Source organism: Chryseosolibacter histidinae (assembly GCF_018598225.1).
Lineage (GTDB): Bacteria > Bacteroidota > Bacteroidia > Cytophagales > Cyclobacteriaceae > Chryseosolibacter > Chryseosolibacter histidini.
Window position 1 is genome coordinate 64471 of record NZ_JAHESF010000008.1, and the last position, 19586, is coordinate 84056.

Sequence of the window (19586 nt, forward strand, 5' to 3'; positions counted from 1 at the left end):
AAGCAGTTCATCCCATTGGAAACATCCGGGAAGGATCGCGTCTGGAAACAAATTATCGGGGATGTCTCTTCTCCAGCGGTGATCACCATGGCATGTAATAAAAAAAGCCGGCTTTCACCGGCTTTTTTTAAGTTATCAAGATCTCATTTATTCGCTTTTCTTCTCTTTTGAAGAGGCTTTGGCCTTTTTCACCTTGATGGTGAGGGTATCGCCTTTTCCTTCGTAGTCGGCCATGATGGTTCCACCTTCTTCGACCTCTCCTTTCAGGATCTCTTCCGCTACCGGGTCTTCCAGGTATTTCTGGATGGCCCTGTTCAGCGGACGGGCTCCAAACTGATGGTCGTAGCCTTTTTCTGCCAGGAAGTCTTTTGCCTTCTCTGTCAGCTCCACGTGATAACCGATCTGGATGATGCGGTCAAAAAGTTTCCTGAGGGTGATGTCGATGATCTTGTGGATATGCTCACGTTGCAGTGAGTTGAACACGATCACATCGTCAAGACGGTTCAGGAACTCGGGGCTGAAAGCACGCTTCAGGGCATTCTGGATGGTAGCCTTCATCTGCTCTTCTTCGCTTTCGCGTTTGGCAGCACTGGCAAAACCGATTCCGGTTCCGAAGTCTTTCAGGTCACGAACACCGATGTTGGAGGTCATGATGATGATGGTATTCCTGAAGTCGACCCTTCTTCCCAGGCCGTCAGTAAGGATACCGTCGTCAAGCACCTGCAACAGGATGTTGAACACATCAGGGTGTGCTTTTTCAATTTCATCCAGCAACACCACCGAGTATGGCTTGCGTCTTACTTTTTCTGTAAGCTGTCCGCCTTCTTCGTATCCTACGTATCCGGGAGGCGCACCCACCAGGCGTGACACGGAGAACTTCTCCATATACTCGCTCATGTCTATGCGCACCAGGGCGTCTTCTTTATCGAACAGGTAAGTGGCCAGCACTTTGGCAAGCTCGGTCTTACCGACACCGGTAGGTCCGAGGAAAATAAAGGAGCCGATGGGTTTCTTCGGATCTTTCAGACCCACGCGTGTACGCTGGATCGCTTTCACAAGCTTCTTGATGGCTTCTTCCTGGCCGATCACTTTGCCGCTGAGCTCTTCGCCCATGTTCAGCAGCTTGTTGCTTTCCTTCTGCGCGATACGTTTGGTCGGAATACCCGTCATCATCGCGATGACATCCGCCACGTTATCTTCGTTCACGGTATATTTTTCCGTGCGGGTTTTTTCTTCCCACTTGGTTTTGGCAATGTCGAGCTGCTCGATCAGTTTCTTCTCGCGGTCGCGAAGCTGTGCTGCTTCCTCGTACTTCTGGCTCTTCACTACACGGTTCTTCTCTTTCTTCACATCCTCGATGGCTTCTTCAAGCTTCACGATGTCTTCAGGTACGTGGATGTTGTTGATGTGAACGCGTGCGCCGGCTTCATCGAGCACGTCGATGGCTTTATCGGGCAGGTAGCGGTCACTGATGTAACGGTCAGACAGCTTCACGCAAGCTTCGATCGCTTCTTTGGTGTAGATCACATGGTGGTGATCTTCGTATTTTTCCTTGATGTTGTCGAGGATCTGGATGGTTTCTTCCGGTGATGTTGAATCAACCATTACCATCTGGAACCTTCTGGCCAGCGCACCGTCTTTTTCGATGTACTGCCTGTACTCGTCGAGTGTAGTGGCGCCAATGCATTGGATCTCTCCGCGGGCAAGGGCCGGTTTGAACATGTTGGAGGCATCGAGCGAGCCTGAGGCACCGCCGGCACCAACGATGGTGTGAAGCTCGTCGATGAACAGGATCACATCGGGTGATTTTTCAAGCTCGTTCATCACGGCTTTCATCCTTTCTTCGAACTGGCCGCGGTATTTGGTACCGGCCACCAGTGAAGCGAGGTCAAGCGTCACCACCCGTTTACCGAACAGCACGCGTGAAACTTTTTTCTGAATGATGCGCAGGGCAAGACCTTCGGCGATAGCTGTTTTACCCACGCCGGGTTCACCGATCAGGATCGGGTTGTTTTTCTTTCTGCGCGACAGGATCTGGGCAACGCGTTCAATTTCTTTTTCGCGGCCAACGATGGGGTCCAGCTTATTGTCTTCAGCCAGGCGGGTGAGGTCCCGGCCGAAATTATCGAGCACAGGGGTCCTTGATTTCTCGGTTCCTTTCTTTTCTTTTCCGGCTCCGGCACCACTGCCGGCGCTGCCGAAAATTTTTGAAGAGTCATCATCCGGATCGTCTGTATCGGAAGATGCCATCGGACTTTCGTTCTGGTATTCGAGCATTTCTTTTACGGTCTCGTAGTTAACGTCAAACTTGTTCAGGATCTGCGTTGCAAGGTTATCGGCATCGCGCAGGATAGAAAGTAACAGATGCTCAGTACCTATCAGCTGGGCTTTGAAGATCTTGGCTTCGAGGTACGTGATCTTGAGAACTTTTTCGGAGGCTTTCGTCAGCGGAATGTTAGCGAGGTTTTTTATTTCGTGGGTTGCTGTGCCTTTCGAAATTTTTTCAATCTCGCCGCGGAGATCATCGAGTGGCACGCCCAGCTTTTTCAAAACGCCTACTGCCACTCCCTCACCTTCGCGAATCATTCCAAGTAACAAGTGCTCGGTTCCAATGTAATCATGGCCGAGGCGTAAAGCTTCTTCCCTGCTCAGTGAGATCACCTCTTTAACGCGGTTGGAGAATTTGGCTTCCATGTAAAAACTGATGATTTTTGATTAGTGTAAATGTAAAGTTTTTCTACCGTACAACGCTATAGAGAAACTAAGTTTTATCCTTAGAAACGCAACCCGCCCTTCAAATGTTCATTTTGGAGTGGAAGCCCGTACGATACCCATTGCTCCAGGACCTTCGCAAAAGATCAGGTCAATGAGGCTAAGATTTTCATCAAACTTATTGCCAAATACCTGACTGTATACCGCCGGTTTGTAAAATCCTGCGAGGTTACCCGTTTTTTTGGGGTTAATGGCCGATCGAAGGTCTGTCACGTCATCCGCCGGCACAACTTCATAAGCCAAACTTTCCCGTATTGGTAGACTCCATCTCAACCATTTGAGACACATTGTCAGCAAAGCCAGGTTCAGGTCGTATAAAAATTCGGATCGCTGAAACAAAATATCATGCAATTCATCAGCGTAGTGCTCAAAAAATGGTGCCTTGCCATACGCCGAACGCATGGTTCGCCAGTGATTGTTCAGCCATTTCTGACCATAATCGATCTTCACCTCGCTGATCACGGTTTTCCCATGTTTGGACGTGAGCGGGACGATCAGCATCTCCGTTCCCTGCGCCGTTTTGATGTAGCAACGATTGCGGAACGTCTGCTTTTCGTAGTGTTCATATTTCTCTACAATGACCTCACTGCAGTTTAGCAGCGCGCTGAAGTAAGCGATGGGTGGTAGGTATTGCGTTTCTATTAATGCGGTGTGAGCCATTCCTGTGTGGTGTAAGCTTGAGCCCCTAGCTTCGGGCCGCGAGCAGCGGGTGACTAATTAATAAGATAGTTTTCAAGTTCATAGATACTGCTGGAGATCACCCAGTCCCTGCCGGATAATGCGAAGCTCTGTTGTAGTACAATCCACTACAGTGGAAGGAACATTGCCGCCAGCGCCGCCGTCGATCACCAGATCTACCTGGTGCTTGAAGTCTTCATAGATCTCTTCCGGATCCGTGGTGTATTCTTTAATAGTGTCGTCGTCTTTGATGGAAGAAGTGATGACCGGATTGCCTAGCAGCTCCACAATGGCAGCAGGTATAGCATGGTCTGGGATCCGCACGCCCACAGTCTTCTTATTCACATCCAGCACCCGCGGCACCTTGCTGCTCGATTCGAAGATGTACGTGAATGGTCCGGGTAGACTTTTTTTCAAAAGTTTAAAAACAGGCGTATCCATTCTTCGCACATACTCCGAGATCTGGCTGAGGTCGTGGCAGATGAATGACAGGTCGAGCTTCTGCGGCTTGATGTCCAGGATGCGGCATAGCTGCTCAACAGCTTTCCGGTTCAGCAGGTCGCAACCTATACCATAGATGGTGTCTGTGGGGTAGATCACAATGCCGCCCTGTTTGAGAATAGTTACCACCCGGTCTATTTTGCGCCCTTCCGGATTCAGGGGATGTATTTTAAGTAGTTCTGCTGCCATTTTGCCGTGTGCCGTGCTATTTTTTTTCAGCCTGCAAAAATAGAATGCACCGCTTATTTGTTAGCTATTTTGGCAGCAATTATCGGTTTTAACAAATGGTTAACGGCCTGCTAAAAGGTAAAACCGGCCTGTTAATCTGAAATCTTAATATATTTTTGGCGTTATTTTATTTACATGAAACCATCGAAAAAACTGATCTTCTTTCTTTTGCTCTCGATCCTGCTCATATCGTTCACTTATTACGGTTTTCAGATATGTTATACACCTAACGTGCTGGTAGAGAAGCAAGACCGAGAGATCACCATCCCCAAAGGCGCTACTTTCAAAGATGTGCAGAAGATCTTCCATGAGGGCGACATTACACAGGACCTGATCTCTTTCAGCTTTCTCTCCAAGCTGATGGACTATGACGAAAACGTGAAGGCAGGCCGTTATCTGCTGCGCGCCAACATGACCAACCTCCAGGCCATCCGCCTGCTTCGCTCCGGCCAGCAGGAGCCTGTGAAGATAACTTTCAATAATGTAAGGCTTATCAGTGAGCTGAGCGAAAAGATCACCCGCAACCTGTTCATTAAGAAAGAAGAGTTCGAAGCCGCCCTCGTGCAGTTTGCCATGACCAACCGCTATGGCTTCAACAAAGACAATGTGCTCACCATGTTCATTCCCAATACCTATGAGGTGTATTACCAGTCATCGGCGGAGGAAGTGATCGAACGCATGCACCAGGAATATGAAAAATTCTGGACCGCCGATCGCAAGGCCAAAGCACAAAAAGAAGGGTTTACACCGATCGAAGTTTCCATCCTCGCCTCCATTGTGCAGGCCGAATCGGTGCAAAAAGACGAGGCACCCATCATTGCCGGCCTCTACATCAACCGTTTAAAGGAAGGAATACCCCTGCAGGCGGATCCCACGCTTGTTTTTGCCGTCGGTGATTTTACTTTGAAACGTGTACTGAACGAACATAAAGAAGTGGATTCGCCCTACAACACCTATAAGTATGCCGGGTTGCCCCCGGGCCCTGTGAATATGCCCGAGATACGGTCTATCGACGCGGTGCTCAACCACGCGCAGACCGACTATCTTTATATGTGCGCGAAAGAGGATTTTTCGGGGCGCCACAACTTCACGGGCGACTATGATCAGCATATCAACAATGCGAAACGGTATCAGCGGGCGCTGACCATCGAGATACAGAAGGGCAGACAAAACAAAAAAAAATAAGGCCGGAGAATGTACGTGTCTGAAACTTCCGTGCGCGTTCGTTATGGCGAGACCGACCAGATGGGCTATGTCTATTACGGTTTTTATGCCATGTATTACGAGGTGGCCCGGGTGGAAAGTCTGCGGCAGCTGGGCCTCAGCTACAAGGAGCTGGAAGCGATGGGCGTGATGATGCCGGTGCTCGAAAACCATTCAACGTACCTGGCACCCGCGCGTTATGACGACCTGCTCCGGATAGTCACTACGTTAAGAGAGAAACCCGGCGTAAAGATCCGGTTCGAATATGAGATCTTCAACGAAAGCAACACGCTGCTCCACCGGGGTGAAACGTTGCTCGTTTTTGTTGACAAGCTTACGAACCGGCCACGGCGGCCACCCCAGCCGATGCTCGATGTACTAGCCCCGTATTTCAAATGAATTATAAGCGCAGAAAATTCCTTCTCCGGCTGAGTCCTATACGGCTGCTCATCAGCAGAATGAAAAAAACGCGTTTCAAAAAACATGAAGATGTATCGTTGTACCGGATCGCCAAGCTCTTCCTCAACAACCTGAGAGACGATGAGATCACCGACCGGGCCAACGGGGTGGCGTTCAACTTTATCCTGGCCATTTTTCCCGCCATCATCTTCCTGTTCACACTGATCCCCTATGTGACGGCCTATTTTCCGGAGATCAACCGCGACAGCATCATGGGCTTTTTCAGAGACGACCTCATGATGCCCGAAAGCATGTATGAAGCGGTGTCGACCACCATTCTCGACATCGTGAGCAACCAGCGCGGCGGACTGCTCACGTTCGGCTTTCTCTTCGCCATGTATCTCTCCACCAACGGTATGATGGCCCTCATGCGCGCGTTCAATGCCTGCTACAAGACGGTTGAGAACCGGAAGGGATGGAAAACGAGGATGATCGCCACGTTGCTTACCCTCAACATGACCTTTGTGCTGTTCCTCGCCATTCTGCTGCTCATCATCGGTCAGTTTGTGCTGGATTATTTTCTGAACCACATGCGCGAGTTCGATCTGGTGAACTTTGACGATTACACGGTTTACCTGATCCTGCCCTTGCGCTTCCTGATCATCTTCATCGTTTTTTTCCTGGCCATTTCCACCATCTATTATTTCGGGCCGGCCATTCATTACAACTGGCGGTTCTTTTCCATCGGCTCGCTCATCGCCACGCTGCTATGCCTCGGCGTTTCTTACGGCTTCTCCTATTACATTACCAATTTCGGCGCCTACAATAAGGTGTATGGGTCTATTGGTGTGCTCATAGCGCTCATGGTTTGGATCCAGCTCATCACCATGGTATTGCTGTTCGGTTATGAGATCAATGCCTCCATTCACGAGGCGATCCGGTCTGAGGCCCTCTGGAAGGCAAGAAAATACCGGATGAAGCAACAGGTTCGGCAGGTTTAGGGCGAATTAATCTTTTTAAAAATTCATTTTGACGCTCACTTTTTGGAAATTGGGGGCTTCGATTTTTTTATCACAACTTAATAACAGCAAGCATACAATCCATCATGCAGAACCTGGAGCAAGAAATACACGCGCGTTTCACCCAACTATTCAACAAAGAGCCTTTGCTGGTCCGCTCTCCGGGCAGGATCAACCTCATCGGCGAACATACCGATTACAACGACGGCTTTGTGATGCCGGCCGCCATCGATAAAGACATCATCTTTGCCATTGCACCTTCTGATAATGGTGAGTCGTACATTTATTCTGTCAAGTATGACGAGCGCATCAAGGTAGACCTGAAGTCGCCTGAGAAAGTAGAAGATCCGGCGTGGGCAAACTACCTGCTGGGTGTGCTGCACCAAATGGTTGAAGAAGGCATGCCGGTGAAACCTTTCAACTGCGTGTTCGGCGGCGAGGTACCGCTCGGAGCCGGGCTTTCATCTTCGGCAGCGCTGGAGTGTGGTTTTGCGTTCGCGCTAAATGAGTTGTTTGCATTGAAGATCCCCAAGATCAGGCTCGTGAAAATGGCGCAGTGGGCAGAGCATCATTACGCCGGTGTGAAATGCGGCATCATGGACCAGTTTGCCAGCGTGATGGGAAAAGAAGGGCACGTGATATTGCTGGATTGCCGCTCGCTGGAGTACCGGTACTCGCCCATGGACCTGAAAGATTTTATCATCGTGCTCTGCGACACCAAGGTGAAGCACAAGCTGGTGGATTCTGAATACAATACGCGCAGGAACGAATGCGAGACGGGCGTGGCCATCCTGAAAAAATATTATCCTGAGATCACCAGCCTGCGCGATGTGAAGCCTGAGATGCTGGAGAAACACAAAGCAGAGCTGCCCGGAAAAGTTTATAACCGCTGCACCTACGTGGTGAGTGAGATCAGGCGTGTACAACAAGCCAGCCGCGACCTCGATGCCGGCGACTTAGTTGCCTTCGGGAAGAAGATGTATGAAACCCACGAGGGGCTTTCAAAACTTTATGAAGTGAGCTGCAAGGAACTGGATTTCCTGGTAGAGGAGTCGAAAAAGTTCGACAAAGTGTTGGGTGCCCGCATGATGGGCGGTGGCTTCGGGGGTTGCACCATCAACATCATCAAAAAAGATGCGGCTGACCGTTTCATCAGCCACCTTACAAAAGCTTACCGTGAAGCCTTCTCCATAGATATGCGCGCCTACAAGGTGTCGATCAGGGAAGGCACCAGCGTGCTGTCTAAATCTCCAGCTTCTATCATTTAATGACAAACCCAGGCCTCTATGAAAAAACATCTATTGCTTGCCCTGTTCAGCGGGGCGCTCGGATTATTGATGATCAACTGCAACCCTAAAACAGACCAGAGAACCATGACCGAATCTGTGCAAGTTCAGCCCAAAGGGACCATTACCGTAACAACCTTTGGAAAGTTGCCCGATGGCACCTCCATCCCGCAATACACCCTCACCAACAACCAGGGCATGACCATGAAGGTGATCGGCTACGGCGGCATCATCACCTCACTCACGGCGCCCGACAAGAATGGAAAGCTCGAAGATGTTGTGCTCGGCTATGATTCACTGGAAGGTTATGTAGCAAAAAGTCCGTACTTCGGTGCGATCGTGGGCCGGTATGGCAACCGTATTGGCAAAGGGAAATTTACACTGGATGGAAAAACCTATACGCTTGCACAAAACAACAACGGCAACAGCCTTCATGGTGGCCCTGCCGGTTTTGACAAACGCGTGTGGACCATTGAAGCGTATCCGGTTGACAACGGCACGGCGATCAAGCTTACTTACCTGAGCAAAGACATGGAAGAAGGTTTCCCCGGCAACCTGCAGGCAGAGGTCATCTATCACCTCACCGACAAGAACGAGCTCAAGATCAGCTACAAGGCTACTACCGATAAAAAAACCATCGTTAACCTGACTCAGCACACTTATTTCAACCTGAGCGGCAACACGAAGACCGATATCCTGCAGCACGAGCTCATGCTCAATGCCGATAAGTTTGTGCCTGTGGATAAAACGTTGATCCCTACCGGCGAACTGAAAGATGTATCCGGAACACCTTTCGATTTTAAAACACCAACCGCGATCGGCGCACGTATCGACAAGGACGATGCGCAGCTGAAGGCCGGTGGTGGGTATGATCACTGCTGGGTACTGAACGGCCCTGATGACAGCCTGAAGCTGGCGGGAACACTGCACGATCCTGCTACCGGCAGGGTGATGAGCGTGCATACCACGGAACCCGGCGTTCAGTTTTACTCCGGAAATTTCCTCGACGGATCCATCACCGGCAAGTTCAACACTATTTATAATAAACGTTACGGGCTTTGTCTCGAAACAGAACATTTTCCTGATTCTCCCAACCAGAAGAATTTTCCGAGCGTGGTGCTGAATCCTGGTGAGGTGTATCAGACACAGACGGTGTATACGTTCTCGGTCAAGTAACTCACCCGACTCGCTTCGCTCGTCACCCTCTCTACTTCGTAAAGAGGGTGTAGAACGCAGGGAACTCACCTGCGTTCTTTTTTTTTATGCCTTTTTCAGAGGTCTATGACTCACCTCGTTCTGCTGCCAGACAGACGTTTGGTGACAAAATGTTCTGATGCGATATAGTTTTGTATTGGGATAAAGTTTCCGGTGCCGCTCCGAGGCCGCGGCGGGGGCCTCGTCATACGTCATGCGGACTCAACCCAACCCGCGCATGCCCTTGCCAGGCCGAAGGTTGGCTTATGTCCTCACGCCGTATGACTGAAGGTGCTTCGTTCGAGGTTCGGGCTTCGAGACGTGAGGTCATGGGGATTATTCACCGTCGGTAAAACTTTTTGAAAGACGTGTGAAAAAATCATCAGTGGTTTCTAACTTCCGCTGCGCTACGGACTTACTCAACAGCCGGAGCGTGAAGATCAATCTAAACTGAATAACCACATGAAGAGACTGACACTGCTGGGAGCGTTATGCTGCCTTGTTTGTTTTACTGATGCACAACCCCAGGGCTGGAAGGTTGTTGAAGGAAAGATCACCACCCCCTGGGCTGCGCAGGTGAACGCCGCCAATCCCTTGCCTGAATATCCGCGGCCTCAGCTGGTGCGTTCGGTATGGATGAACCTGAATGGGCTGTGGGACTTTGCCATCAGGCCCGAAGCGGAGAATATACCTTCGGCTTTTGAAGCGAAGATCCTGGTGCCCTTCGCTGTTGAATCGGCTTTGTCAGGCGCAGGCAAGACCGTTGGAAAAGACAACCGCCTGTGGTATAAAAGGTCTTTCACACTTTCTTCCGATTTTAAAAACAAAAATGTGCTGCTGCATTTCGGCGCGGTAGACTGGAAGTGCGATGTGTTTGTGAATGGAAAAGCGGCGGGTTCTCACCAAGGTGGCTACGATCCTTTTTCTTTCGATATCACTGCATTGCTGAAAAAGTCTGGCGCGCAGGAGATCGTTGTCAGCGTCTGGGACCCTTCTGACGACGGCCCGCAGCCGAGAGGTAAACAGATCAAAAATCCACGCAGCATCTGGTATACACCCGTTACCGGCATCTGGCAAACAGTATGGGCAGAGGCCGTTCCCAAGACCTACATTGAGTCGACCCGGCATACACCCGACATCGACAAGCAAACACTTACGGTGAAAGCTGTGGTGAAAGAGTTTCAGCCCGGCGACAAACTTCATGTGAGCGCATGGGACGGTACCCGGAAAATTGCCGAACAAGAAGTAAGCGGAGATGAGGCCGTGCTTCAGATCAAGGATGCGAAATTATGGTCGCCTGCCAATCCGTTCCTCTATGACCTCACCGTTGCCGTGGTGCGCAAGGGCAAACGCATCGATGAAGTGAAGAGCTACTTCGGCATGCGTAAGATCTCCATGGTGACAGACCAGCAGGGTGTACAGCGTATGTTGCTGAACAACAAATTCGTCTTCCAGTACGGTCCGCTCGACCAGGGCTGGTGGCCCGACGGATTGTACACAGCGCCCACAGACGAAGCGTTGAAATTCGACATCGAAAAAACCAAAGAGATGGGTTTCAACATGATCCGCAAGCATGTAAAGGTTGAGCCCGCACGGTGGTATTTTCATTGCGACAAACTCGGCATGCTGGTATGGCAGGATATGCCCAGCGGCGACATGGGCAATCATTGGGAGCCCCGGCCCGCCATCATCGGTCTTGCTACCGACAAAGCGCGCACAGCAGAATCGGAGAAGATCTTCAGAACCGAATGGAAAGCCATTATCGACTCAAAGATCAACTTCCCATGCATCGTAGTGTGGGTTCCTTTCAACGAAGGCTGGGGCCAGTTCAAAACGGAAGAGATCACACAATGGACGATGGACTATGACCCCTCCCGGTTAGTGAACCCGGCAAGCGGAGGAAACTTTGTGACGACCGGGCATATCATGGACTTGCACAACTATCCCGCGCCCTGCATGCCCGATCCTAAACTTTTCGGGAAGCAGCAGATCATCGTACTTGGCGAATTTGGTGGATTAGGATTACCACTGGAAGGTCACACCTGGCAGGAAAAGAACAACTGGGGCTACCAGAGCTTCCCTAACAAAACAGAGCTGTTAAGTAAATACAAGTCGTTCATCGATAAGATGCCTGACCTGATCAAGGTTGGACTTTCGGCCGCCGTATATACGCAGACAACCGATGTTGAGATAGAAGTGAACGGCTTGATGACGTATGACCGCAAGGTGGTGAAAATGCCGGAAGCAGAACTTGCTACCGCACATAAGCAATTGTATGACCCGTCGCTTGTAAAATTAAAATAACGGGCAGGCATAAAAAAAGAAGAAGCTTCCGTTAAGAAGCTTCTCTTTGATCTCCTTTGACGCTTTCGCCGGTATGACCCGGAAGAAGCTTTGAATGTTCAATTCCGTTAGAAATTAAATACTCAGAGAAAGAAGACTGAAGTATTAATATAAAACGCTGTGCCAACCTTGCGCGCTGAGTTTTCTATGGTGCGGAAGGCGTCTCAATGCCTGTTTTGTTTCACAACGGGGATATGTTTTCTCAAAAAATGTAGAGCAGCTGTGAAACCCATGGCCCATAGTCCAGGAATTATATGACTCAACAATATGGGTACATTTCTAATAGGTACCACTGTTCGTCTGGTGTCTTTGAACCGGAGGAAACTTGCATCATGTCCGGTAAAAAACGTTCTATTTGTCTGTCAGAACTGAAATTTTTTCATAAACCGCCGACAGCCTGGCAGGACTGATCGGACAAATTTATCGTCGCCCTGCGCTGGCCGCAACCTCGGGGGCGTTTTGCATAGTTCTTGCGTCGGCGGCAGCTGACATTTTTCTCTTACAATCACTAAGGCCATGAACTTACAATTGAAAAGCAATGGTCTTTCTGCCAGGCGGAGGACTATTGACAAAATCAAAAAGATCATTTCCAGTATCAGCAATCTTGCAAAGTGGCGCTCACTGCTGGTGCTTTTAGCAACAACATCCCTCATGATCTCTTCGTGTCATGAGAAAACCAACGGACAGGATAACCGCAATCTTCAAAAAGATCAGGCGTCGGTTGCACAGGATAGCCTGAACAAACCGAAGGTCAATATCAAGGTGAACAGGCGTTACGACGATAAAGGCAATCTCATAGGCTTCGATTCCACTTACTCTTCGTTCTACTCCAATGTGAAAGGCGATACCTCAAAAATGGACAGCCTGATGGGCCGTTTTGACCGTTATTTTAACAGCAACCACTCGTCACTCTTTGACCGCCAGTTCAACTCTTTGTTTTTCACCGACTCACTTCGGTACCCGGATTTCTTTCATCACGATTTTTTTATGAAACGATATGAAATGAACGACGATTATTTAAAGGGAATGATGCACAGAATGGATTCCATCAAAAACCGCTTCTACCAGGATCTTCACAAGAAGCCAGATAACTCAAAAGAGCTTTAATGGTCGTCGGGGACAAAGAATTCACGTTATGAAAATATTGAGACCTAAAATAATGTTTAACAAATTCAGAAAAGGAGGATCTATGAAAACGTTAGTCAGAACAAACGGAAGCTTATTCCCATCCATGCCGTCTTTGTTGAACGATTTTTTCACAGACGACTGGTTTAATTCATCGCTGGCCAACTGGAAGTCGTCAGGGGCCACGCTTCCGGCAGTGAACGTGAAGGAGACCAACGATGATTTCCGGATCGAAGTAGCAGCGCCGGGCATGAAGCGCGATGACTTCAAAGTTGAATTGGACAACCACATTCTTACCATTTCATCGCAACGTGAAGACCAGCGCGAAGAAAAAGACGAGCATGTCGACTATACCCGCCGCGAGTTCAGCTACCAGTCGTTCCAGCGTAGTTTCACTTTACCCGAAGGCAAGGTAGAAGGTGAAAAGATCGCGGCCAGGTATGTGGATGGCATCCTGTACATCACAGTGCCAAAGAAAGAAGAGGCCAAGGTCAAGCCCGCCAAGCAGATCGCAGTGTCTTAAGGAGAGGCGGGGTTACCCGCCTTTCGCTAATATCATTTTTTACCGGATAATCGAAGCACTTTTTGATACTTGCATATTTCGATTCTCAAACATTATTACAAAGCATCGCAGGAATGCTGCTCAGCATCCTCTTGCTAAGCTGGTTATTAAAACGGTTCCGGCAGCCATACTTTGTTGCCTATATTCTTGCCGGCATTCTGCTGGGGCCCCATTGCCTGAAGCTCTTTACAGATGTGCATACCATAGCGCAGATCGGCTCGTTAGGCCTCATCATTCAGATGTTCTTTATCGGCGCAGAGATTGAAGTGCCTTCATTGATAAAGAATATAAAAACACTGACGATCGGAACAGCCGTGCAGCTTCTGCTGAGCATGGCATTCATATTACTGGTGGGCAGCCAGCTGGAGTGGTCTTCCGCCAAAATTGTACTGTTCGGTTTTATCGTCAGCCTCAGCAGCTCGGCTATCATCCTGGAGTATCTTCACAAGAACAAAGAGATCCATACCCGGCTGGGTACCATCACCACAGGCATATTGATCCTGCAGGACTTTCTGATCGTACCCATGATCATGGTATTGAATTTCCTCGGGAAAGGCGAGTCAGATCCGTCAGCGCTCATCATCGGATCGATCGTAACGATCCTCTTCGTGCTCTTCTTACGTAACGTCGTTCTAAAGAAAAGTATCCGTCTTCCTTTCGCCGCCGATTTTCAACCAGATCATGAGCTGCAGGTCTTCATAGGACTTTCATTGTGTTTCGGCTTTGCCTGGATAACCAGCCTGCTCCACCTGTCCGCGGCCCTGGGAGCCATGTTTGCCGGCATGACCATCTCGCAAACAAGATCCACCCGGTGGTTGGACAGAAGCCTGGTACCCTTCAGGATCTTTTTCCTTTCCCTTTTCTTTTTCTCGGTAGGGCTTCAGATTGACGTTCATTTTGTGAGTGACAATTTTTCACTGATCATGACATTGGTATTGTCGATACTGCTGATCAACAGCGGCATTAACACACTTGTATTCCGTTTGCTGCGAGAGACCTGGAAGAACAGCGTCTATGCGGGTGCCCTGCTTTCACAGATCGGTGAATTCAGTCTGATACTTTGCATTGTAGCAAAAGAGCTCAAGCTGGTGGATGACTTTTCGTTCCAGCTCACGCTGGCGGTTATCTCCATTACCATGCTGCTGACATCCGCATGGATAGGGATCATCCGTGCATTTCTGTTCCGCGGACCCGGCGAAGCGACAGCCACGGATGTAGCCGAGGAAAACCTGCACGCCAAACTTTAAGTTCATCGTATGACAAAAACATAACTACCCGATCCTACATTCACTACGGCATAACCTTTCTCATAACGCTGCACGGCGATAGCTTTACCACGCTCCGAGACAGAAGCATTTTCTTTCGCAGGGAGCCAGACCTCGGCCGTGCTGTTAGCTGGGATGATTACGTTCAGTGTAAACTTCCCGTCTTCGATCTTCCAGTCGCTGGTGATCTTGCCACGCACGGATTCATAACTTCCCTTTGCCCAGGTGAGATCTCCGGCCGGCTGCGGTTTGACGATCACTTTTTCGAAGCCGGGAGCCGCGGGGTTAATGCCCAACAGTGAGCGGTAGAACCATTCATCAAGGGAGCCGAACATCGGGTGATTTAGTGAATAAACCGTTCCTGGCAAACGCCATGTCTCCCATAAGGTAGTAGCGCCCTTCCCGAGCATGCTGCCCCATCCGGGAAAGTCGCGCTGGTTGGCTACGCGAAAGGCAATATCGTTCCTGTCGTTTTCACGCAGCACATCGAAGAGCATTTGTGTGCCGAAGATGCCGGTTGAAACATGCTGCTTATGGCGTTCCAATTCCTGGATAAGCACGTTGAGTGAACTTTCTTTTTCAGGCGACAGTCCATACCAGAGTGCAAAGAGCTGCGCTGCCTGGGTGGCAATGTCGAACCTTCCGGTACCCGGAACGTGGAACTGCTGCACAATGCGCCGCCTGATCTGCTCCTGCAGTTTGCTGTACTTCGTATGGTCTTCTTCTTTTCCCAGCAGCGCTGCAAACTCCGCGGCCAGCATCACATGATGATAATAAAACGCCGATGCAGACAACGACTCCGGCTTTGGGTCGATGGACTCGTGATCGCTGATATCCCAATAGAAGAGATTATTTTTTGCCTGCGATTGTAAGAACGTGATCTGTTGCTGCACCGCCTGATAATTCTCTTCGATCACGCGCCTGTCGCCATAGAAAAGATACAATTGCTTTTGCAGGTACGGAAAAGCCAGTTGCCAGCCCAGGGGACCCGAAAGATCGCCATAACCTCTGTCATCAATGCCCGTGAAAGGAGCGATCTCCGTAATGCCTCCGAGGGGGCGTTGCTCGTTGGCGAAATCCCGTACAGCCTTGCGATAGAAATTTGCCATATCGTAGTTATACATGAACGCGTTGGCACTTACCACCATATCGGCACCATAACCCATCTTCTCACGGCCCGGACAGTCTGATTGTACACTGAATACGTTGCTCAGAAAGGTCCACTGTATAACGTCGTGCAGCTTGTTGAACATTTCATTGGAGCATGCGAAGTCGCCATTACGGGGCAGGGCGCTGTTCATACGCAGTCCTTCGATATCGTTAACAGAAGGTTTTCCGGGCCAGCCACTGATCTCAACGTAGCGAAAGCCGTGAAAGGTAAATCGTGGCGACCATGTTTCAGTGCCTTCGCCTTTCAGGGTATAACTGTCTTCCTGCCATGCGGTTTCCGGCGCACCGGGTCCACCTTTGATACCTCCTTTTTTGATCTGCGTCGCCACAGTAGTCATCATGTTGAGCGATCCGTCTTCGAACAGCGCTTCGCCGTAACGGAGGGTGATCTTCGTGCCGGCGGGTCCCTTTACTTTTAACCTGGCAACACCGGCGAAGTTCTGCCCAAGGTCGGCGATGAATATCCCAGGCTTGTGTTCTGTGATCTTTACAGGCCTGATCACCTTTGTGACTTTTATCGGCGGCTGCATCTGCGCGGTGAGCATTCCCGCAGGACCTTCTGTGTTCACCGCATTCTTCCAGCGCTTTTTATTGGCCCTTGTTGTGTTCCAGTGTGGCTGCTCTAACCGGGCATCATAGTGTTCGCCGAGGTAAACGTTGTTCCTGATGATTGGCCCGGGCGCCGTAAGCCAGGTTTCATCCGTGATTATTTTTTGTGACGATCCATCCGCATACCGGATGTGGAGCTCGGCTTTTACACAAGGTCTTCCGGTCTGCTGATAGTCACGAAGGTCCCAGCGCCCGAAGAATTTGAAAGGAAGCGGATTCCACCATCCGTTGCCGAGCATGATGCCTGCCACATTAGCTCCTTTTGTTACCATTTTTGTAACATCATACACCGCGTACAGCACCTGCTTCCGGCAGGTGGTCCAGCCGGGATCGAGCACATGATCGCCAACCTTCTCACCGTTGAGGTAAGCTTCATAATAGCCGAGGCCGCTGATGTATAAACGCGCCGACGCCACTTGTTTAGCCGAAGTGAATTCCTTTGCGAACAAGGGCATGCGATCGTTCTGATATCGATCCTCATCTTTCTCCGGCTGCAGGCTTCCGTCACCGATCCATTGTGCCTTCCAGTCTGTGGCATCGAGCATGGCAGTCTCAAACCACGCCGGTGCACTCCAGGCGGAAGGCACACCTGTACGATCATATACTTTTACACTCCAATAATAACGCGTGAAGGGAACAAGCGCTTTACCCTCGTATTCAATATGGTTCTGCCGCGCGGAGCTGACTTTGCCGGTGGCCCACACATTTCCTTTTTGCCGTTGCAGATCTTCCGGGTTATCGCTTACCAGGATCTCGTAGGCCGACTGTACCTGGTCCCGTTCCGCGGAAGACAACGTCCAGCCCAGGCGCGGACTTTTGGTATCGATGCCCAAGGGGTCCACCAGGTATTCACAGGTGAGCTTATCGGGTTTCAGCGATCCTGCTTGTGCCAGGGCGTCACCCGTCATACAAAACATGAATGCGGATAGCATCCACCATAAGGCCGGCTTTGTCATTTGTTCAAGGGAATGGTTCGATGATCAGATTTAATTCACTTCGAGCTCGTCACGCGAAGGCAGCTTGGGAAACGGCGCGTGTGGCTCTGTCTGGTACCAGAACACAACGGAGGCGATATCGTCTTTCAGGGGCAGATAACGGCCACCGCTGCGCCAGCCCAAGGCCTGAATGGTCACCCGCAGGTCTTTGTCAAACCGTATGGGATCCGTAATGTGCCACCGGTACAAACCGAAGCGCTGGTTTGATTTGTAAAGGCCATCGCCTTTGATCACCTGGTGCAAGCCCGCGTAAGGTGTGTTGAATTCTGTGTAACCAGCCACCTCCACGCCGGCAGCATTTTTTGTTTTGGTGTCGAAGTTATACGAGCCGCAAAAATAATCTTCTGTACCCGTGCCGCAGATGGTGGGAAATTTGTCGTCGCCATCCATGAAGAATTTGATCTCACCTTCGCCCCACCAGCCGTTGTTGTTCACACCCCAGGCAATGAAAGTGCCCACATAATGACCTTTTCCCTTGATCCCTTCCGTCAGCACATAATCTGTTTTGTAAGGAAGCGGGTTGGTGCGCCGGAACTGCGCATGAAAATACGCTGCATCGGCGGGCACTTCCGTGAGAATGTAATCAATCTGATAGTAGAGGGTCATTTCTTCATCGGCGATGTTCTCGAGGGTGATCCGGCATTTCTTTCTGAAGGGCATTGGCCAGTAACAGTTGAAGGCGCTGCCGGGATTCACCGTCACTGCCAGCGACGAGAGCTGCGCATATTGTCCCCAGCCCATGGCAAAAAAATCTCCTACGGGTGTTTCCACAGAAGGTTCTTTTTCATCATCCCAATAAAAGCGAAGGATGGAGTAACGCCAGTTGCCGGTGGGTGTCATCCAGATGTGCTGGATCGAGCCGGGGCCTGTGATCTCGCCCAGGGTAAAGGTTGTGTGGGGTTTGATCTTCACACTGGGACTCACCTTCCAGCCCTGGCCCAGGTCGCGCGAGGCATTGAGCCCCGTGCCTTCGGTAGCCATTCCGCCTTTTCCTTTTTCACCTGTAAAATTCTCCGGCGAGATGGAACGCGATCTGGCGTCTGAGAGCCTGTACAGATTACCCATATTGCTGTCGATGCCGTTGAATTTCTGCGCCACCAGCACCGATGGCAGAAGCATAGAAATGATGATGATGATTTTTTTCATAAGAGAGCGATTGTTTAGGAGGCAGAATTTAGGCGTTAGAATTTAGAAAAAAAAGAAGTTGCCGGTTGCCAGTTTCCGGTTCGTTTGGGTGTTACGACAACGTTCAGTGCTTCGCTTCTATGGGTTCGAAGCGATACCTTGAACGCCAGGGCACCACACTAACCGGCTACCCGGCAACTGGCAACAAGTAATAGACTCAGATGCGCTCGATAAGCGCAACAAAAAGATCGGTAAGTTTCGGCTCCGCTTCTTTGGCTACGGCGATGATCTCGCTGATGTTGACAGGCTTCAGGTTATCCGGATCGCAGTCGTCGGTGAGTACAGACACGGCACAGCAGGGAAGGCCGGCGTGGTTGGCAACGATGACCTCGGGCACTGTGGACATGCCCACCGCATCGGCACCGATGATCCGCAAAAACCTGTATTCGGCGCGGGTCTCCAGGTTGGGCCCTGTAACCGCGGCGTAAACTCCCTTGTTCATGGTAATGTTCTTCTCCCTGGCGATCGTCATGAGCTTCTCATTGAGCAGCTGCGAATAGGGCTGGCTCATATCCGGGAAACGCAGACCCAATGCATCATCATTCTTTCCGCGCAACGGATTCTCTGTCTGCAAATTGATGTGATCGTCAATGAGCATAAGCTCGCCCTTCTTCCATTGCCTGTTAAGGTTACCAGAAGCATTGGAGATCAGCAAATATTTTACGCCGAGCATCTTCATTACCCGAACCGGCAGCGTGATCTGCTGCATGGAATAGCCCTCATAAAAATGAAATCGCCCCTGCATGGCCAGCACGGTCTTGCCCTTCACTTTTCCATAGATCAGCTTGCCGTGATGCGACTCAACTGTAGAGACGGGGAAATGCGGAATGCTGCCATAATCGAAGCTCACAGCCTCCGTGATCTGCTTTACAAAAAGCTCACCGAGCCCGGTGCCGAGAATGATGCCCACTTCCGGGGCCGTCACACCTTTGCTTTGGAGATAAGAGGAGGCTGCTTGAAAATGCTCAATCATTGCGTGGGGACAGTTTGAAGGTTGGGTTAAGTTGCCGGTTACCAGTTACCAGTCCATTCGGTGTTAAAACTTATCCGGA

General features: G+C 50.3%; 15 protein-coding genes. 9 read left to right on the plus strand and 6 right to left on the minus strand.

Going from position 1 to position 19586, the window contains the following annotated elements; genetic code table 11:
* Positions 1–147: 147 nt before the first annotated feature.
* The 3 genes from KK083_RS10020 to KK083_RS10030 form a co-directional block, all read right to left on the minus strand.
* Positions 148–2694 carry an ATP-dependent Clp protease ATP-binding subunit gene (locus KK083_RS10020; RefSeq protein ID WP_254163035.1) on the minus strand — a complete coding sequence of 849 codons (2547 nt, stop codon included), beginning with the start codon at positions 2692–2694 and terminating at the stop codon, positions 148–150.
* A gap of 108 nt (positions 2695–2802) precedes the next feature.
* On the minus strand, positions 2803–3432 hold the full coding sequence (locus KK083_RS10025; protein ID WP_254163037.1) for a WbqC family protein: 630 nt from the start codon (positions 3430–3432) through the stop codon (positions 2803–2805).
* 78 nt (positions 3433–3510) lie between these two features.
* Positions 3511–4140, minus strand: a complete 630-nt coding sequence (locus tag KK083_RS10030; protein WP_254163039.1) for an L-threonylcarbamoyladenylate synthase — start codon at positions 4138–4140, stop codon at positions 3511–3513.
* 174 nt (positions 4141–4314) lie between these two features.
* Here KK083_RS10030 and mltG point away from each other — a divergent pair, with 174 nt between their 5' ends.
* The 9 genes from mltG to KK083_RS10075 all read left to right on the plus strand — a co-directional run bounded on the left by mltG (position 4315) and on the right by KK083_RS10075 (position 14557).
* The gene (gene mltG, locus KK083_RS10035) at positions 4315–5364 is read left to right on the plus strand and encodes an endolytic transglycosylase MltG (protein WP_254163041.1); all 1050 of its coding nucleotides are present in this window, start codon (positions 4315–4317) and stop codon (positions 5362–5364) included.
* 9 nt (positions 5365–5373) lie between these two features.
* Complete coding sequence (locus KK083_RS10040) at positions 5374–5781, plus strand: acyl-CoA thioesterase (protein WP_254163043.1); 408 nt, start codon at positions 5374–5376, stop codon at positions 5779–5781.
* Between the two features lie 59 nt (positions 5782–5840).
* Positions 5841–6782 carry a YihY/virulence factor BrkB family protein gene (locus tag KK083_RS10045; RefSeq protein ID WP_254163045.1) on the plus strand — a complete coding sequence of 314 codons (942 nt, stop codon included), beginning with the start codon at positions 5841–5843 and terminating at the stop codon, positions 6780–6782.
* 104 nt (positions 6783–6886) lie between these two features.
* The gene (gene galK / locus KK083_RS10050; protein WP_254163047.1) at positions 6887–8068 is read left to right on the plus strand and encodes a galactokinase; all 1182 of its coding nucleotides are present in this window, start codon (positions 6887–6889) and stop codon (positions 8066–8068) included.
* Positions 8069–8086: 18 nt separating this feature from the next.
* Entirely contained in the window at positions 8087–9262 is a 1176-nt protein-coding gene (locus tag KK083_RS10055; RefSeq protein WP_254163049.1) for an aldose epimerase family protein, read from the plus strand.
* Between the two features lie 480 nt (positions 9263–9742).
* Positions 9743–11584 (plus strand): glycoside hydrolase family 2 protein, encoded by a 1842-nt coding sequence (locus tag KK083_RS10060; protein ID WP_254163051.1) that lies wholly within the window; start codon positions 9743–9745, stop codon positions 11582–11584.
* Positions 11585–12139: 555 nt separating this feature from the next.
* Entirely contained in the window at positions 12140–12730 is a 591-nt protein-coding gene (locus tag KK083_RS10065; RefSeq protein ID WP_254163053.1) for a hypothetical protein, read from the plus strand.
* A gap of 82 nt (positions 12731–12812) precedes the next feature.
* Positions 12813–13271, plus strand: a complete 459-nt coding sequence (locus tag KK083_RS10070) for an Hsp20/alpha crystallin family protein (RefSeq protein ID WP_254163055.1) — start codon at positions 12813–12815, stop codon at positions 13269–13271.
* 62 nt (positions 13272–13333) lie between these two features.
* Positions 13334–14557, plus strand: coding sequence for a cation:proton antiporter domain-containing protein (locus KK083_RS10075; RefSeq protein WP_254163057.1), 1224 nt, complete (start codon positions 13334–13336; stop codon positions 14555–14557).
* A gap of 2 nt (positions 14558–14559) precedes the next feature.
* On the opposite strand, the gene KK083_RS10080 is transcribed toward KK083_RS10075, so the two are convergent.
* The 3 genes from KK083_RS10080 to KK083_RS10090 all read right to left on the minus strand — a co-directional run bounded on the left by KK083_RS10080 (position 14560) and on the right by KK083_RS10090 (position 19507).
* The gene (locus KK083_RS10080; RefSeq protein ID WP_254163059.1) at positions 14560–17286 is read right to left on the minus strand and encodes a family 78 glycoside hydrolase catalytic domain; all 2727 of its coding nucleotides are present in this window, start codon (positions 17284–17286) and stop codon (positions 14560–14562) included.
* 54 nt (positions 17287–17340) lie between these two features.
* Entirely contained in the window at positions 17341–18495 is a 1155-nt protein-coding gene (locus KK083_RS10085) for a glycoside hydrolase family 172 protein (protein WP_254163061.1), read from the minus strand.
* A gap of 196 nt (positions 18496–18691) precedes the next feature.
* Positions 18692–19507, minus strand: a complete 816-nt coding sequence (locus tag KK083_RS10090) for a purine-nucleoside phosphorylase (RefSeq protein ID WP_254163063.1) — start codon at positions 19505–19507, stop codon at positions 18692–18694.
* Positions 19508–19586 lie beyond the last annotated feature (79 nt).

Coding starts and splice junctions, on each gene's coding strand:
- KK083_RS10080 (WP_254163059.1), bottom strand. CDS start 17,286: ATGCTATCCGCATTCATGTTTTGTATGACGGGTGACGCCCTGGCACAA.
- KK083_RS10070 (WP_254163055.1), top strand. CDS start 12,813: ATGAAAACGTTAGTCAGAACAAACGGAAGCTTATTCCCATCCATGCCG.
- KK083_RS10025 (WP_254163037.1), bottom strand. CDS start 3,432: ATGGCTCACACCGCATTAATAGAAACGCAATACCTACCACCCATCGCT.
- KK083_RS10055 (WP_254163049.1), top strand. CDS start 8,087: ATGAAAAAACATCTATTGCTTGCCCTGTTCAGCGGGGCGCTCGGATTA.
- KK083_RS10085 (WP_254163061.1), bottom strand. CDS start 18,495: ATGAAAAAAATCATCATCATCATTTCTATGCTTCTGCCATCGGTGCTG.
- KK083_RS10020 (WP_254163035.1), bottom strand. CDS start 2,694: ATGGAAGCCAAATTCTCCAACCGCGTTAAAGAGGTGATCTCACTGAGC.
- KK083_RS10060 (WP_254163051.1), top strand. CDS start 9,743: ATGAAGAGACTGACACTGCTGGGAGCGTTATGCTGCCTTGTTTGTTTT.
- KK083_RS10045 (WP_254163045.1), top strand. CDS start 5,841: ATGAAAAAAACGCGTTTCAAAAAACATGAAGATGTATCGTTGTACCGG.
- KK083_RS10040 (WP_254163043.1), top strand. CDS start 5,374: ATGTACGTGTCTGAAACTTCCGTGCGCGTTCGTTATGGCGAGACCGAC.
- galK (WP_254163047.1), top strand. CDS start 6,887: ATGCAGAACCTGGAGCAAGAAATACACGCGCGTTTCACCCAACTATTC.
- KK083_RS10065 (WP_254163053.1), top strand. CDS start 12,140: ATGAACTTACAATTGAAAAGCAATGGTCTTTCTGCCAGGCGGAGGACT.
- KK083_RS10030 (WP_254163039.1), bottom strand. CDS start 4,140: ATGGCAGCAGAACTACTTAAAATACATCCCCTGAATCCGGAAGGGCGC.
- mltG (WP_254163041.1), top strand. CDS start 4,315: ATGAAACCATCGAAAAAACTGATCTTCTTTCTTTTGCTCTCGATCCTG.
- KK083_RS10090 (WP_254163063.1), bottom strand. CDS start 19,507: ATGATTGAGCATTTTCAAGCAGCCTCCTCTTATCTCCAAAGCAAAGGT.